Genomic DNA, 17,243 nt, shown 5'->3' with positions numbered 1-17,243 from the left:
GTTTGCTAATGAAGGATTTAATTCTGCACTAAGTCCGCCACGGGCGCTTTGGGCGTGATTACCATGCCTTCTTTAAGGGCATCCATCCCTTTAAGCACGATCCGGTCGCCGGCTTTTAATCCGCTGGAAACGACATACCGGTTGCCCACGGCAGCTGAAATGGCGAGCGGCACTTTCCTGACTTTGCTACTATCCCCTATGGTATACACGAAGGTCTTGTCCTGTATCTCAATGGTGGCTGCCTGCGGAATAGATATCACGTTACTCTGCTTGAAACCGAGTTTGACTTTGCCGGTATTACCCGAGCGCAGCAGCCCCTGCGCATTGGGAAAGGTAGCGCGCAAGGCTATGGCGCCGGTATTTTTATCGAATGCGGCATCGATCATATCCAGCTTGCCGGGATGCTCGTAGTCAACGTCTCCTGCAAGGACCAATTTAGCCGCCGGCGCATTGGCGAGCTTTTCGCCGATGGATTTACCTTCCAGGGCCTGCCGGAATTTCATAAAATCGCCTTCGCCGATCGTGAAATAGGCGTGCACCGAGCGGTTATCCGAAATATAGGTGATCTGCTCGGCGTCGTTAGGCGACACCAGACTGCCTGTCTTCTTGAAAATCCTGCCGATGTAGCCCGTCACCGGAGCTTTGACAGTCGTGTACCCGAGCGTAATGCGGGCGCTCCCCGCCTGCGCTTCCGCCTGCTTCACACGCGCCTGGGCGGCATCGTAGGCCGATTGCGCGATCTTCAACTGAAAACCGGACAACACTTTGTTCTCGACCAGGGGTGTGAGCTTCTCCAATTCCAGCCTGGCCGTCGTGACAGCCGCTTTCGCCGCCAGCAATTCGCCCTGCGCATTGTTGTACGCTTCGGTATACTGGCGTGGGTCGACCTGAAACAACGGCGTACCTTCTTTTACATATGCACCTTCGGTAACGAGTATACGTTGCAAAATACCTGCTACCTGCGAGCGCACTTCAACATCGGCCAGCCCTTCCAGCTTGGCAGGATATTCCGAGAAAATGGTGGCCTCCCCGGCGTCGACAGCAAGAACTTCAAACGCAGGCGCCGGCCCGGTTTGCGGACTTTGTTCCGGTTCGGAAGAACATCCCGACACAAGCAGGATGATCAATGAAGAGAAATATACTGGGATCTTTTTCATACTAGGTTCATTTTGTGGCGTGCAGTACCTGCAAATACATGTCGTCTTACTGGCAACACCTTTTTGTACATTCTAACAACGACACAAAATTAACCTGGTTAACAACGATAGGTCTGGTATATATTTTCCAAATAACTGTACAAATTATCACTCACAGCCAACATAGGCTCCCATTTACCTAAGAAGCGCGCGCCCCGACCAATTCTCAATCAGCCCGAAACACCTCTACGGAAGGCCTCAGGGGATATAATCTTAAATTAAAGGCTCGAAGCCATTACAGTGCAGGGTTGAATTATGTCAAATAACCCTATCCAATTAAACAGCTATATACTTTTCTGTATTAAAATATACAAACCGATCGAGCTGCAAAGTAGAATACAAAGGACCGTCACACCCCATCTTTCGCCCGGTCAAATGCTCGAAAATGGCCCTTGTAAGATGTAACCTCCCTTTTCGCTAAAAATTTACCCCAAAATGAAGGCCCGGCTGCCAGAAGAAGACTCTGGGCCATCTATCATCAACCTGTTTGAAAGAATCAGGCATTGTTGATTGATAGGGCCGATGAGTCATTGCGATTGAAGGTTGAAAAAAAAGCCTGTCCCTGAAAAGCTTGATGTGATAGCCAATGGAGTAAGTGTTAAAGATTTGAAAACCTTTGTCAATCTTCTTGCCATGATCATTTATAAAAGTTTGAAAAGCAGGCATCACGTCGACTTGCGCAAAAAGACCGTTCCATAAAAACCTTTGATAATTAAGTGAAACTCCGTGCTCACGAATATAGCCTGGAAACCCCTGCCCTTCTGCTTCATAAGATTTCCCAAAAGGAATCCCTATTGGCCAGGCATATTTCCAGGTTTTAAATTCAAGTGAAATTACATCCTTTCCTGTAATGCGATAACCCAAGTTCAGATAAATCATTTCAGGGGGATTGTTATCAGGTATTACATTAGCAACCATAAATAAGGTACTGCCTATGAAATACTTTCTGTAAGTACTGTCTTGTTTGGAATATTGAGCTTCAACTTGCAGGCTGACTGCCATCAACAAAATCAAGGCATAAGATAAAATTTCCTTTTGCATGTCTTCCTTTATTGTTAAGTGATACCACGAAATTAGGTCGGGAAGTGGCCTAAAAACGTTCACTTAAGTTAAGAAATGACTCCTAGCCTTTGTTTTTCTCCAAAATCCTTGCCCTTAACCGGCTTAGTGATTGTGGTTTTATACCGAGATAGCTTGCTAACTGGTGTTGCGGAACGCGTTGAATCAGGTCGGGCCTTTTTTGAAGTAGATTCAGATACCGCTGTTCAGGTGAAGAGGTCTTAAACTCGTCAAAATTAATCTGCTGTTTCGCTAAAAACTCTTCTGCCAATATTCTGCAAAGGGTTTCAAACTTCGGAAACTTACTAAATATTTCAGCTTCCATATCAGGGTCCGAAACGATCAGAATTGTATCTTTCACACAAGATACGTAATATTCGGAAGGGGCTTTATTGACTACACAATGCGGCGTAAACGCTTCCATTTCCGTGTAGAAAGCCGTTGTTTTTTCTTCTCCGTCTATTATGTAATATATCCGGATACAACCTTTAAGAACAAAGTAACCGTCATTGGACTTTTCTCCTTCTTTGAGTAAAATTGTTCCTTTTTTTACTGAGCGAAATATGGCCAAAGAAATGATTGCTTCCTTTTCGTCCTCTGTCAGCGAAATGTATTTTGATATAAAGTCAAATAGTAAATCTTGCATCATTGTATGTTGACTTTCGTCTTTTACACTTGCCACCTACTCCTAAATGTATGAACTTTTCGGTGTTCACAGCAACACACCGGTTTTTCTTCAACAATCGGCATGCAATGGCGGATGGGTGGCATCCAAAACCTGTCCAAGCTTTTGAACAATGCACCGGGATGCCTGCTCGCAAAAGTCGAGTCCGGAATAATCGGGGTTATGGCCTCCGATATACGGCACAGCCATCATGTAAATCCGCTCGTTCGGAATGTTGTACTCGTTGACGATCTGGAAATGATCGGTGATCGCTATGCCGGACACTTTCAACAGATAGTCGCCATTGGCGTTTTGCATGATCAACTCGTTACCCTTCGCAAGCAGTCTTTCGGCCTCTTCGTTGGATTTAAAACGCAATACGGCCTGGCTCACCGATTTCCGTCGGAGCAGTCCCGGAAAAGGGAGGTCTTCGATCGACAAATGCGGCTGTCCCGAGCAATCAACGTAGGTGTGGAAGCGGATCGCATGCTTTTTGCCGCGCTCGTCCGCGTAGTGATAACGTATGCCGCCTTCTTTCAACGGCTGCACACGTCCGTCATGACCCACCGGAACGATATCCAGCCGACCTGCGTCGCGCAGGGCGAAAAGCTCCTCGCAGGAAGATTGCGGCACAAAAGCGATGACGATCGAAACGAGTGGTAAAAGAACGTTTTTCAGCCGCAACATATCCTCAGCCGACAAATATTTGGCAGGGTAGTTCATTGTAAAACTGAGTTCTGCCAGCATTTCTTTCCAGAAAATGGATCGGCGTCGCTCGATCGACTCCTGGGCTTCCAGGTATTCCTCCCGGAAAAGTTCAAATGGTTCCTTATCCTCGCGCATGGACATGACCAGATCCACAAATGATTCCAGATTATGGCTTTCAATGCGCTTGTAAAATGTCGGATCGCTTTTCTTAAAACGTTTTTTGAAATTATGGTCGAAAACAAAATCGAGCGACAGGAAACCTCCGTTTTCACGTTTATTCTTTTCAATTTCCGCCTCTGTCAGCAGCGAATCCTGTGAAAGCTCCGGATCGCGTAAGTGAAACCGGATCGCAGGCAACAAGCCGTTTCGCGAATGCATGACCAGTTTGAATTTCTCGCTACCTGGCGCAGCAATGAAACGGAGTTTTCCGTTTTCCTGCTCAAACGTACCGTTTTTTCTTGCCAATGTACGGATCGCGTCGATGGCTGTAAGCGAGGAGCCTTTGATAGCAACCGCGTGGTTGAGCCGCAAAGCGAGCTTGGATGGCGGATAGGGCGAAAGAAAATATCCCTTGCGGCTACTTTCCCCCTTTTCCGGCCAACGATGACCCGAGCAAACAACGGCAAAATCAAAGTGCATTGTTTTGCCCGATCCAAGTATAAGCTGCACCTTTTGCTCCTCATGACAGTCGATCACATCGACGACTTCCGCATTCAGGTGTACTTTGATCGGTTTGTTCCGGGAAGCGGCCTTTTCACGCAACAGGTTGAATTGCGCCCGCAAGTATTTGCCGAACAGCAGCCTGGGTAAAACATGGTACTGCGTAAAATTATCCCGTTCGAGAGCGAATTGCCCGGGCAGTTGCCCTGCCATTTCATCCAGCCATTGGGTTAGCGTCGTTACCAGCGGCGGGATTTCATTTGCGGAAACATTGGTGATGTGCTCGGCATTGGCACCCTGTTGACTATACGGCATTCCGGCGCCGACTACATCCGTTTTTTCAAAAATCTCAATCCTTAGCTCTTTTTCAAGTTTAAGAAGGTTTTTAATCAGGTACAAGCAGCTCGGGCCAGCGCCAATGATCGCTATATTCTGTGGTATGGTGTTCTTATGCATCTATTCGACAGGGTTTTCCACGACGGATGTCGTCAGCCGTACAGCTATAAAGGTCGTGCCAGGTTAATCGCGAACTAAAACCCTGAGAGTGCCGGTATTCCCGAGAGACATCCGTCGGCCGGGTGGGGCCTGATGGATAATCCGGCGCGGAAGTTAGAGCGATTGCAGGAGGAGCGGCTAATCGGACAACTGATTTTACCGCGTAATCTCTAATATCCAGGTTGATATTTCACCCAATGCATTCGGAGAGAACGTTTGTTCCAGTTTGGCATACTCCTGCGGTGTGCATTCCTTACATTCTTGAAAGAAATGATTTAAGCCCGGCATTTCCTTGGTAGTTACTTTATCATTGAGATTCCTCAGAGAACGGGCGATCGCCGCCAGGTTCTCCCTGGAAGTGACTTGCACGTCCCTGTCCCCATTCAAAGCAAGAATCGGACACGTTACTTTCGCCATTGATAAGACGGGGTCATACTTCAAAAAAAATACCCACCAGGGAGTTGTTACCGACGCCACCTGCTGACTTACAAACTCGTCTTTTGAGATATTCGGCGGCATTAACTTCTTCGGAAAGTCTTGAAAAGCATTTTCCGCCAACGTAGCCAGCTTCGTATTCCGCTCCGCCGCATCTTCCGTATTTTGAACGATTTGATAAGCTTTGCGGCTTATATCTTTCGCATATGCAATCTCCGGGTCTGAAAGCCCCATAGTCTTTGCAACCAGGCCTATTTGAATAAGCATTACCGAGTCACCCCTGATTCCAGGAGCCGCAAGCAGCGTGATAAAATCAATGTCCTTCGAACGGCTCGCTACTATTGCTGCGATTGTCCCTCCTTCACTATGGCCGATAAGGCCTATTTTGTCCGTCTCAATTTCTTTTCTGGTTTTCAAATATTCAACTGCACTTTCCACGTCGTCAGCGAAATCCATTGACGAAGCTTTTGCGAAATCACCTGTCGACTTCCCCACACCTCTATCATCAAACCTCAGAACTGCTATCCCCCGCCTTGTGAGATGATCGGCCAAAACAAGAAAAGGCTTGTGTCCGCCACCTACTTCTTCATCCCTGTTCAGTGGGCCGCTGCCCGTGATTAGCACAATAGCAGGAAACACGCCTGTTTTTTGGGGCAGCGTTAACGTGCCAGCGAGTACGTCGCCCGTTTTTGAATTTGTAAATGCAACATCCTCACTGTAATAAGGATATGGCTTTTGCGGCTCTTGAGGACGCTTACTTTGGGAGGTATTTTCCTGCGGATTGCAGCTAACCAGAAAGATCGCAGCGAGAAATATTAACACAACCGGTAACGCTGTCTTTATCGTTTGCATATCAAATAGATACAATGCTTCCTGTGAGCTAAAATCCTTATACATCCATGAATTAAAAGACTTTCGATCGCTTCACTTACCCAGGTGGTCGATTTCTAATTTCGTCTGGCATACAAATTGTTCAGATCGCCAGAGCTAAATGTAAAATGGAATATCCGCGAATAGCTCCGCCATACAGCCGCCCCATAACCAATGTTGGACGCAGATGAAAGTATAATTCAGTGACATAATGCCTTATATAAGTATCCCGGCGTTTCCTTAAAATGAAAAAAAACCTGTTTGTACTCATTATCGCATGCATAGGTGTGTTGTGGTTTTTGCTTGCCCAAAAACAGCAAAAGGTTTTATGGACAAAAACACTTCCTGGTATCGGCACATTCTCGTCCCCGCGCGTTGAAGATGTTAATAAAGACGGTGTACTCGATGTGATTATCGGTGCCGGCAAAGCTGAATTTCAGCATTCAGATTCGGCTATGATAGCGCTGGACGGCAAATCCGGGATGCTTGTCTGGAAGAATGCCGCCAACGACCAGATGTTCGGATCAGCCGGCATGTACGATATCAATGGTGACAGTGTCAAGGATGCGTTTTTTGCAGGCCGTTCCTCGGAGTTCCTGGCAGTTGATGGCCGGACGGGGCACACGATCTGGAAATTTGACACGACCGCCTATTCCGTCGGCGGAGAGCGCTGGTTTAACTTTTACAACCCGCAGTTTATCCACGATGTCGATGGTGATAGCCTTCGTGACATCCTGGTTTCCAATGGCGGCGACATCAAAGTGCCACCTTTCAATCCCAACCGCGCTGCCGGGCGGCTAGCAATTATGAGCAGTGCGAATGGAAAAATACTGGCAGAAGCGGCCATGCCCGATAATAAGGAAATCTACATGTCTGTCGCAGTCAACTTTGATCCCGAACATCCGACCGATTCAAAGATTATCTTCGGAACAGGGGGCGAAACCGTCCCCGGCAACCTTTTTGTGGGTACGATCGGGATGGTTCTAAAAGGTGACCTTTCTGCTGCCAGCCTGATTGCAACCGGACCTAAAAAGGGCTTCATCGCACCGCCAGCCTGGGTAGAGCTTACCGGTGACGGCGTTATGGATATAGTTGCCAACAGCGTCGATGGACGGGTACTAAGCTTTGACGGTAAAACGCTCGGCCCCCTTTGGCAGGTAGCGTTGCCGCGCACCGAAGCGTACACCTCCATGGCGATCGGACGCTTTAATGATGATGAAACCCCCGACTTTTTCATATCCTTTGCGAAGGGGCGTTGGCCATATCTTAGCGCTACCAAACAAGCCATGATCAATGGTAAAAATGGTCACGTTGAATTTCTGGACTCCCTGGGTTACTACCAGACAAGCAGTCCGATCGTGGCAGACCTGAATGATGATGGTGTAGATGACATCATTTTAAGTGTTGACCACGAGCTGCTCCAGGGACAAGATAAAGTATTCAACACAGCCATATACAGCATTGACTTCGCAGCTGATAAAGTAGACATGCTTATCGAACCGGTTGCGGGGCATAACCTGTCTTCCACCCCTTGGATTGGCGACCTGGATGGCGATGGTTACCTGGAGGTGATTTTCTGTAACAGCACTGATACGCACAACCAACTTTCGGAATCCTTTGAAGGTATGCAGGTACATTGCATATCCACTGCGACGCAGGTCCACGATAACCCAGTCAAATGGGGCGCATATATGGGTAGCAACTACGACGGCGTTTACCGGTGACTTGCTCCTGCCCGTTCAAATTCAGGCGTTATGAGCCTTTTTAATCCTGAGCATTGAATTTTAACATCGCATCGTGATTTCTGATCCAAAATGCCCTATCACGCACGCTATTCGCATAGGCAGTTCCCCAGGAAGATACAACGCCTACACCAATTGATGTCCACATAAGACCTCTCAAATTATCACGATTCTTCGATGTAGTCGCAAAAATGGTCCCGATTGCTCCGGCAAGAGACAGCGTCATGGTGAAGTTTCTGATTTTCCGGGAACGCACATATAATTTCATGCCTGTTGGAGATATAGAAAATTCTTTTGACAGCGCCTTTCTACCGGTAAATGTCGTTCCATTTTTGACAAACGTGTTGCCGCCAACGAGGAAAATGGTCTCTTTCTCATACCATTTCGCTGCTGTATTGACGACGGTGTCAGCACCCGGCAATTGCAGAGTGGCGGCGGTACCGGGTCCGGCAGGTACTTGGGCGGCCGCCGTGAATGCGACTAAAGAGAGAACGAAAAAAAGTCCGTTTTGAAAAGAACGACAAAGCTGGATGTTGGTGGATGAGCGAAATTGCATTATATAAAAGCGTTGATGGTGAATGCGGCAAAATTCGCTTTTGTATATTTTGTACATGTCAAAAACCGACAAATCAGCACTTTTGCGGGATAAAAATACGTTTTGGCGTGATAAACGAGTCAATCAGGGTTAATACCGAATGGTGGTCGTGTGCACCAATCGGAAACGTTTTTAACTTAGATTGCAATCTCAGCATTAATAAATTACAATCTCACCATTAATAATATGAGCACCTGGGGAACATCAATAGCATCAAACGATACCTATGCCGATGTTCGTAAAGATTTTTTCGATTTGTATGACGAAGGTGTGGGAGTTGAAGAAATTTCAAGAAGGTTGGTTATTGGTTACCAAGAGACGATTCATGACAATGGTGACTGTCATAATTTTTGGTTCGCCCTGGCGAAAGCTCAATGGGAATGCAAACAACTTGACGGAGAGCTATTTGAAAGAATTAGAACAATTATCGAATCGGGGGCCGATCTGAAAATCTGGAAAGAGTTAGGATCAAACGAAAAGGATTTAAAAAGACGAGAAAATGCGCTGGATAAATTCCTGGTTGAATTGCAATCAGAAAGGCCAAAAGCGAAGTCACGGAAAAAGGCCCTAATCCGGCAAGCTTTGTATGAGAAAGGTGATTGCCTGACCTTTAAGCTTGAAAACGGGAATTACGGCGGAGTAGTTGTCTTGGAATCAATTAATGATAGTGAATACGGATATAATTTAATTGCCGCAACCAGGATAAACCAGCCTAGTCGACCTACGAAAATAGATTTTGAAAATTCGGATGTCCTTGTACTTAATCATGCCGATTGGGCCGACAAAGTTCACGTGGTTTGGTATCTTCCAGCTCGACACAGGCGGATAGCACATCTCATTGAAAAGGTTGAAAACATTGAAGTGCAGGCAAAGTTTGACATGGAAAATTCCGTGTACGGTTCCGTATCTGACTTTGAGGTATGGATATTACAAACTATTAACAGGCAGCTAAAATCGGAAGAGAAAAAACCTCGATCACTGGTAAAGCAGACGATCAAAGAATTATCAAAAAGGAAAAAATGGAAATTTTGGTGATTTATGTCATGTCTTAAATAATGCTCCTTCCCTACGACGATAATGGTATGGTAACCTAACCTTACAAACAGCTTTTTAATATTTAATTTATTTACATATTTGATTTTGAATTTTAGTAGTCAGTCATGAATCAAAGAGCTGCGACGATAACTTGTCTGTTATTCGTTACCGTACTAGTCATTCAATGTAACTTCCGCAACGAAGTATCGCACTACCCTAGTGACTTTCGATTTAAAATTGAAGCATGGGAGTTTAGCTATACATCTAGAAATCAGACTTATGTAAGAAACTTTGTTAATGGAGACACAACTATCTTCTTGCCGTTGGACAAAATGGAACTCCAACTTATATGACCTGGTAAACGAAATGAAATTCCTGAATTTTCCGGACCATTTTGAATGTGCTGAAAATTCTTTTTCCTTGGAACCATCTTTTCCAAGCCGAATAGGAGTCGGATACAGCGGCAGGTACAACAAGTGTTACACGACAGGCGACTGCTTAAAAACAGAAATTGATCGCCCAAAACAACTCGAAAAGCTTAAAAATATGATTGTCAAGATCTTAAATTCAAAAAGCAAAGTAAGAAACCTTCCTAAAACGGATCTGGTAGGCCAATAAATCCCCATCTCCCGCCCGCCACTTTGTGACTAAGCCTTTCTGATAATATTTTTCTGTGCTTAAAAATTTCTATGAAAATGCAGCATGACCAAATATTTGCTGCTCTTGATCGGAATCACTTTTTCTCTTTCCACAAATGCTTGTGTATGTAGTCACTACAAGTTCATGGATAAGTATGCACTGTCCGACTTCGTCGCGCGGGTTTCGACTGTAAGAAATTTCCCAACCTATCTCAGCTAGCATCAGATCACATTATTAACTCAAAACATTAACCTGTAAGTATCCCGAAACGACAGACAGTTTGAAATTAGAGAATATCACTTAATTTTAAACTGATGAAAAAGACCAAATTCACCGAGACACAGATCGTCTCGATCCTCAAACAACAGGAAGCTGGCATTCCAACGAAGGAGATTTGCAGGCAGCATGGCATTTCCAAGGCCACATTTTATAATTGAAAAAGCCGTTACGGCGGCATGGTAGCATCTGAGGTCAAACGCCTGAAAGATTTGGAAGAAGAAAATTCACGCTTGAAAAAGCGGCCGCCGCTGCGGTTAGGCAATTGACAGCAGAATGGCTCGAATAATACAATGAGCGACGACCGCATGAAGGCTTAGGGAACAACACTCCCAGTGAATGGAGGTTAAATCTGGAAAAGACGTCATAATCATAAAATCGACTTATACATGGATTGGAATTTTGTTACCCAAGAACAGAAAGCGAAATGCCAGGCACTAGGCAGCGAATTCTGGCCAATCGAATTAGATCAAAAAATCGGTATATCTTCAAATGTTAAGGACGGTATCGTACCAATAAACGGATTACGGCATCTACCGGAAGCAGACACAACTGGTTGGTATATCTGGGCGGGAGAAGAAATGGATACAAGCGACGATTTCTTTCTGCCTCTTCATGTCAAACACTTGGGTAACTGGAATTCCGAAGTCCTGAAATTCTTAGCTCTACCTCCCGGCTGGCGTTTTCTTAAAGCCGGAGACTATGAAGACGTATGGTTCGATGGCTCGCTATTAACCTGATGTAATAAGCAAACCGTCAGAGACAATATACTTCTCCTGAACGAACGTAAGCCCGACTCTGAAAAATTCCCATCCTTGGCCACTGTTAATCGAGGATGTAGAGCATCGACTTGTGCAGATATGAGTTCATATTCAAATGAGTTCACGTCATCAGCATTAACCTCTTCGAGTGTCGGGCAGGCACAAGAATTGATAAAGGTCTGGTTCGTTGCAAGGCTTAACAACGCCAGAAAAATGTTTGCAAGATGTTGAATAGTCTGCGGCCTGCGCTTAACAGTTTATAAACCTTCAATCGAATGAGCGACATCCGCAAAAAACTGGCCGAAAATTTCAGCTTGAAAGGAAAAACTGCGTTGATTACGGGTTCCAGCCAAGGTATCGGCAAGGGAATTGCCCTGGCAATGGCCGAGTATGGTGCTGATATTGTCTTGCATTACCGGCAAGGCCATGATGAAGCTAAGTCGGTATTAAAACAAATTAAAGAGCTTGGGGTTCAAGGTTCTGTCATCCGCGCGGACCTGTCCAAAACAGGTAGTGTTGCTGCCATGGAAAAACAGCTCAACGGAAAGCCGCAGCCTGACATTCTGGTCATCAATGCTTCCTTGCAGATCGCCAAACCGTGGGAACAGATCACCCAAGCCGACTTTGATGCCCAGATGCATGTAAATGTAAAATCGACCATGCTACTTATGCAGCGATTTTCCCCCGCGATGATCCAAAAGGGCTGGGGCCGGATTATTACCATCGGCAGCGTTCAGCAGGTCAGGCCTCACCCATCCATGCTGGTGTATGCGGCCAGCAAGGCAGCGGTGCTCAATATGGTCCAGAACGTGGCGATGCAACTGGCCGACAAAGGGGTTACGGTCAACAACCTGGCGCCCGGTGTGATTGGCACTGCCCGCCTGAAAGAGCATGTGCCGGCAGTCGAAGAACGGATCACAAAAAGGCAGGAAACACCACTTGGTGTGGTGGGAGAGCCACAGGATTGTGCGGCGATGGCAGTTCTGCTCGCCTCAGATGCAGGAAAGTTTATCACCGGCCAGAATATTTTCGTCGACGGCGGAATGAGTCTTTAAAGCATGCTTTTGCGTGCCCACGCCTAAGGCAGTAAGTTCATTTGAATTGATCCGGAAATACAATGCAAATTATGCCGACATTAAATTTAGATAGATACCATGCCCTCGAGAATTATCCAGAAATGCGGTTCACTACTTAAAGAAAAAGGTTTTACGATCGCATTCGCCGAAAGTGCCACCGCAGGCAGGCTAGCGCATGAGTTTTCGCTCACGTCTGTGTCGGGAGATGTGCTCAAAGGCGGCCTGGTGTGTTACGATGCCCAGGTAAAAGAGGATGTGCTGGGAATCTCCCCCGAGTTTATTGAGCAATATACCCCCGAGTCGGCCGAAGTGACCCGGGAACTGGCCATACGCCTGGCGCGGCTTATTCAGTCCGACGTACAGGTAGCTGTCACCGGGCTTACCACGCCTGGCGGAAGTGAAACACCTGACAAACCGGTAGGCACTATATTCCTGCACATTGTCGTCGCAGGTCGACACCTGGCGCTTAGAAAAGTCTTCGATGGCAGCCCCGAACAAATCGTGCTGATGACGGCGGATCTGGCGGCGCAGGTCATCGTTGAAGAATTGCAAGGGTTTTGAGTGTCCTTAGCTCCCGGCCGACGCACTGAAATGTCATACCGTATATAGCATTCGCGGTAAGAAGCCGCGGCCGGGCCGCAAACCGAAGTTTGAACTTCGGCGGTATGAGAATTTAGCTCCGCTTGGAGATGACAAGTCTTTTCAATCCCAGCTATCAATATTCAACATTTAGTCTAATTGAATTGGCTCCCAAATTGTGCCAAATCTAAGTTTGAATGCAACAAAATGGTTGAGAATAATATATCCAATTGAATACTTGATGATTCTAATAACCAATCGTTGAAGCGCCAAAAAATCAATCAAATAAAAAAAAGTAACCAAAAATTACAAAATGTAAATTTGATTGCTTATTCTTGTACAAGAAAATTACACACACATTGAATAACCTCTACTCTTTATAGCACCCGCAAAATAAGTTAATATAAGACGTAATGTTGTAGATTTACCTGCAACCTTTACGGATTTACTGTTGCGTTCAAGTTTGGCTTCCAAACACATATTGTACGCAGGCACAAGCATCAATCTGGCACCTGTTAGTTATTTCAAATCATTGATAAGAATGAATTTCGTATTCGTGCTTCGAATCAAATCGAAGCAGGAATTCACATACCCCATTGCACCGCATTGGTATCCTGACTTATTTCATAAAAGTTCGAGACTATATATTAACGGAATATTAATTTCTATTCTTTCATATTAATCCAAAAACAATGAGCAATTCTACACGTGCCGTTGCGATGTCACTAGCTGTGGCAGCATTGGTGATCGGGTGCAGTCAACCTGACGTCACATCCACTTCAAACAAAGCCACGCCTTCGAATGAGCAATTCGAAAGTGAAATTTCCCTTCTGGAAAAGGAATCTGGCAAGACTTATTTTAAAAAAAATGTAGTTTTGTCTGATAAAGAAGGTAAAAATCAAGTGACAATACAATTCGCTTCGGAAGATCAGATCGTCCTAAATAATTACCTAGACGAAGTCCAGTATGAAGTGATCCCCGTATACAGGGGCCAAAAACCGCAGGTGTCGTCGCAAAATACTAATCCGTCGAATTCGGCAAATACGAACCAGACAGTTCCCACTCCAAACAAAATTCCTGTATTTACAGAGGAACTATCGAGAACCCTACAGGCAGGTGTGATTGGTTTCTTTCTTAGCGTAAAATCGAAACCTCAGCCGGGTTCGAAAGTACTTGCCCGCGAAGGGTACGCATATACGTCAAACCATATATCAGGTGAAGACTGGTCTGAAAAATTACACTTCATCAGAAATCACAATGGGCCCAACAACAACATTCACTACTTTCTGAAATGCAAAGACGGAGGCCTTTTTGCAAGTTGGTATACGCCACCTACTTTACACAACATACTAAACGGTCCAGGCGGACAACTACCAAATGACTTCTTCCTAACCTATCCGAGCGGCGTGTTCCCAGGGGTCGACGTTGTATACGATATCGACGGCCCCAAAAAACACCAATTAGTAGTAGATCACAACGGGTATACCGATTATAGTTATTACTTCGAAAATTATTAAATATGCTGAATGCCCCCTAACTTGGGCACATACACTATTAAAAGACAGTTCGTATGAGAAAAATATTCATGTTTGCTGTAATGATTGCCGGTTTAGCAGCCTGTGACAAAGATAGCGCGGAAGAAAAAATGGTAAACGCTGAATTTTCGAAAATTCAAGCAAACTGGTCCTTCTCATCGTTTAAGTTGGCTGGGCAGGTTCCAGACACACTACAATTCAACTTTAACTCCGGAAACTTTCGCTGGGCCTCCTGCAAGTATACTGACGAAGGCAAGTACAGCCAGTTATGTGGTGGAGATATCGCCATAAATGGCCTAGATGGCTATTTGACCTACTTGTATGATGTTGATCACAAGCAATATCAGTTCGGATTACTTGAAGGAGACAACACAAAGGATAAAATGCAGTATTCTCTTTACAGGAAGATTTTAACCGGCAAATGGACTATTGAGGTTGTGGGTGATGTATTAAATGCAACTCAAATTGAAAATGACAGTATTCCCGGTTTGAAAGCTTCGTTTGTTGCTAACAAGCAATGACGAAGCTTTCCTATCGAAAAATGTATGCACTTCACACATTTACGATGATCAGATTATGTAGCCTATTGTGTTTTTTAACGACATCAATTTATGCGCAGGTAACTACTATCAGTGGCTATGTACGCGAAAAGGGAAGTCTTGAAAAATTGCCGGGGGTTGTTGTTAGCGTAGAAGGCTACTCTCAACATACTGTTAGCAACACATACGGGTTCTACTCGCTTAGTTTGCCTTCGGACAAGAACTACACGATAATATTTTCTTCTGTTGGTTACGAAAAAATTGAAAGGCGGGTTGATCCAAGGACCGAAAAATTTCTATCGGTTGATCTGCCAACCAACGTAACCCATCTAGACGAAATAATAATCAAAGACGAAAAACCGACGGAACCAGGCGTGACAAGGATGCCAATTCAGCGAATTAAACAAATTCCAACACTACTAGGAGAAAAGGACGTAATTAAAGCATTACAACTCCTACCGGGAGTCCAGAAAGCGACTGAAGGCTTTACCGCATTATACGTCCGCGGTGGTGGACCTGATCAAAACCTTATCTTGTTGGACGAAGCCACAGTATATAATGCGAACCATCTATTCGGCCTCTTCTCAACATTTAATGGCGATGCAATAGGCAATGTCTCATTTTGGAAGGGGGGATTTCCTGCCAGATACGGCGGTCGCCTATCATCCGTAATAGATTTAAAAATGAAGGAAGGGAATAAGGAGAAATTTCACGGTGAAGGTGGGATCGGATTGCTTTCATCCCGGCTTACGGTTGAAGGACCAATACGCAAAGAAAAATCTTCATATTTAATTTCAGCCAGGAGAAGCTATTTTGATTTGATATCGAAACCATTTATGCAAAAAAACTCCGCTACGCTATATAACTTCTACGATATCAACGCGAAAGGCAATGTAGAGCTAAGTCCGAAGGATAACCTATATCTAAGCGGCTATTTCGGTAGCGACAAGTTAGTCAATAATGAACAGTCAATCAACTCCACATCGATTGTTCAAACAAAATCAAAGCTAATCTGGGGAAATGCTACTGGTACTTTGCGATGGAATCATCAATTAAATCCAAAGCTATTTACTAATACCACATTACTTTTTACCAACTTCAATTTTGATTTAACAGAGGATTTTCATCGGAAACGCGATAGCATAATCACAGGTACAAGCACCTCATTCCAGTCATCGCTGCAAGATTGGGGGTTTAAAACCGATTTCGATTACTACCCAAATAATTTTCATACAATAAAGGCCGGATTTCAGTTTACACGCCACAGGTTCAAGCCAAGAATATATGCATTCGAAGATGTCACCCAGAAAAGTGCCGAAGAAAACACAGAAAAGTACGTAAGTGTCGAGTACTCGTTATACGCGGAAGATGCTTTTAAAATATCAAATCAATTTAACGTCATTGGCGGCCTAAGAGTTACTGGCTTAAAATCCGATGGCGATGAATATTTTTTCGTTGAACCGAGATTGGCTCTAAATTACTTGCTGGCGAAGAAATGGAGTCTATCCGCCTCCTACTCTCGCAGTAATCAATTCATTCACCTTCTGTCGAACACCGGTATTGGGTTGTCTACCGACTTATGGGTGCCGACCACCAGCCAAACTCCGCCTCAACAATCTGATCAAATTGCGGCTGGAATCAGCCGCATATTTCCGAGGAATGGATTGGTGTTCACAGTAGAAACATTTAGAAAGTGGTTACGAAACATCATAGCATACCGCGAAGGCGCCTCATTTCTTGCTATTTCGGACGGGGTACAAGAACTTAAATGGAAAGACAATGTCACGAACGGAAAAGGTTGGGCATACGGCACTGAATTTCTATTACAGAAGAACACAGGCAAGCTTACCGGATGGATAGGTTACACGCTGTCCTGGACGATTCATCAGTTTGATGATCTCAATAATGGTAAGCGTTTTTTTCCACGATATGATCGCAGACACGACATTTCGATCGTCGGCAGTTACAAGATAAGTGAAAAGGTGAGGCTGTCCGCTAATTGGCTCTATGCCACCGGAAACTCAATCTCGGCTCCACAAAGCTATTCATTTATCAACTACGACTTTTCCGCGAACCCAACCGGAGGGGTTATCAATACGATTGACTATCAGGGTAGTCGTAACAGCTTCAGGGCTGAACCATACCACAGGCTGGACCTAAGTGTACAACTTTTAAAGAAAAAACGACGGGGGGAGCGGTCGTGGGAATTCGGGTTATACAATGCTTATTCGCGAAAGAATCCGTTTTACTATTACTTAAAAACTCGTAATGATTTCGTAGAGAAGGGGCAAAGGACTGAACTTGTAAAAAAATCTCTGTTTCCGGTTATTCCATCAATTACCTATAATTTCAAATTTTAATGATGCAAATACGGTACAT

Annotated in this window: 14 protein-coding genes and 1 pseudogene; 9 read left to right on the top strand and 6 right to left on the bottom strand. The window is 44.9% G+C overall.

Annotated elements, in window-relative coordinates:
• Nucleotides 1-17: 17 nt before the first annotated feature.
• The 5 genes from BMW93_RS04670 to BMW93_RS04650 all read right to left on the bottom strand — a co-directional run bounded on the left by BMW93_RS04670 (nt 18) and on the right by BMW93_RS04650 (nt 6,114).
• Nucleotides 18-1,157, bottom strand: a complete 1,140-nt coding sequence (locus tag BMW93_RS04670; RefSeq protein ID WP_090374047.1) for an efflux RND transporter periplasmic adaptor subunit — start codon at nt 1,155-1,157, stop codon at nt 18-20.
• Between the two features lie 456 nt (nt 1,158-1,613).
• Nucleotides 1,614-2,237, bottom strand: a complete 624-nt coding sequence (locus BMW93_RS04665) for a hypothetical protein (RefSeq protein WP_090374046.1) — start codon at nt 2,235-2,237, stop codon at nt 1,614-1,616.
• Between the two features lie 82 nt (nt 2,238-2,319).
• Nucleotides 2,320-2,901 (bottom strand): Crp/Fnr family transcriptional regulator, encoded by a 582-nt coding sequence (locus tag BMW93_RS04660; RefSeq protein WP_090374492.1) that lies wholly within the window; start codon nt 2,899-2,901, stop codon nt 2,320-2,322.
• Between the two features lie 90 nt (nt 2,902-2,991).
• The gene (locus tag BMW93_RS04655; protein ID WP_090374045.1) at nt 2,992-4,743 is read right to left on the bottom strand and encodes an FAD/NAD(P)-binding protein; all 1,752 of its coding nucleotides are present in this window, start codon (nt 4,741-4,743) and stop codon (nt 2,992-2,994) included.
• Between the two features lie 195 nt (nt 4,744-4,938).
• A complete protein-coding gene (locus BMW93_RS04650) occupies nt 4,939-6,114 on the bottom strand; it encodes a S9 family peptidase (protein ID WP_229240209.1) in 1,176 nt (391 codons plus the stop codon).
• A 218-nt stretch (nt 6,115-6,332) separates the two neighbouring features.
• Here BMW93_RS04650 and BMW93_RS04645 point away from each other — a divergent pair, with 218 nt between their 5' ends.
• Nucleotides 6,333-7,811 carry a PQQ-binding-like beta-propeller repeat protein gene (locus BMW93_RS04645; protein WP_090374044.1) on the top strand — a complete coding sequence of 493 codons (1,479 nt, stop codon included), beginning with the start codon at nt 6,333-6,335 and terminating at the stop codon, nt 7,809-7,811.
• Nucleotides 7,812-7,851: 40 nt separating this feature from the next.
• On the opposite strand, the gene BMW93_RS04640 is transcribed toward BMW93_RS04645, so the two are convergent.
• Nucleotides 7,852-8,508: a hypothetical protein gene (locus tag BMW93_RS04640; RefSeq protein WP_143061591.1), complete on the bottom strand. Its 657-nt coding sequence runs from the start codon at nt 8,506-8,508 to the stop codon at nt 7,852-7,854.
• Nucleotides 8,509-8,610: 102 nt separating this feature from the next.
• Between BMW93_RS04640 and BMW93_RS04635 the strand changes: the two genes are divergently transcribed.
• The 8 genes and pseudogenes from BMW93_RS04635 (at nt 8,611) to BMW93_RS04600 (ending at nt 17,224) form a co-directional block, all read left to right on the top strand.
• Nucleotides 8,611-9,459 (top strand): hypothetical protein, encoded by an 849-nt coding sequence (locus BMW93_RS04635; protein WP_090374042.1) that lies wholly within the window; start codon nt 8,611-8,613, stop codon nt 9,457-9,459.
• A gap of 953 nt (nt 9,460-10,412) precedes the next feature.
• Nucleotides 10,413-10,616 (top strand): annotated as a pseudogene (locus BMW93_RS04630) (transposase); the annotation flags it as partial.
• Between the two features lie 147 nt (nt 10,617-10,763).
• Nucleotides 10,764-11,114 carry a hypothetical protein gene (locus BMW93_RS04625; protein ID WP_090374041.1) on the top strand — a complete coding sequence of 117 codons (351 nt, stop codon included), beginning with the start codon at nt 10,764-10,766 and terminating at the stop codon, nt 11,112-11,114.
• Nucleotides 11,115-11,410: 296 nt separating this feature from the next.
• Nucleotides 11,411-12,190, top strand: a complete 780-nt coding sequence (locus BMW93_RS04620; RefSeq protein WP_090374040.1) for an SDR family NAD(P)-dependent oxidoreductase — start codon at nt 11,411-11,413, stop codon at nt 12,188-12,190.
• Between the two features lie 99 nt (nt 12,191-12,289).
• Nucleotides 12,290-12,772, top strand: a complete 483-nt coding sequence (locus tag BMW93_RS04615) for a CinA family protein (RefSeq protein ID WP_090374039.1) — start codon at nt 12,290-12,292, stop codon at nt 12,770-12,772.
• 710 nt (nt 12,773-13,482) lie between these two features.
• A complete protein-coding gene (locus BMW93_RS04610; RefSeq protein WP_143061590.1) occupies nt 13,483-14,307 on the top strand; it encodes a hypothetical protein in 825 nt (274 codons plus the stop codon).
• A 53-nt stretch (nt 14,308-14,360) separates the two neighbouring features.
• Nucleotides 14,361-14,846, top strand: coding sequence for a hypothetical protein (locus BMW93_RS04605; protein ID WP_090374037.1), 486 nt, complete (start codon nt 14,361-14,363; stop codon nt 14,844-14,846).
• The gene (locus BMW93_RS04600; protein WP_229240208.1) at nt 14,843-17,224 is read left to right on the top strand and encodes a TonB-dependent receptor; all 2,382 of its coding nucleotides are present in this window, start codon (nt 14,843-14,845) and stop codon (nt 17,222-17,224) included. The genes BMW93_RS04605 and BMW93_RS04600 overlap by 4 nt, the downstream gene beginning before the upstream one ends.
• The last annotated feature ends 19 nt before the right edge of the window (nt 17,225-17,243 follow it).

The organism is Dyadobacter sp. SG02 (genome assembly GCF_900109045.1).
Lineage (GTDB): Bacteria > Bacteroidota > Bacteroidia > Cytophagales > Spirosomataceae > Dyadobacter.
Note: the sequence above shows the minus strand (reverse complement) of the source record. Positions and strands in the feature narration are given on the sequence as shown.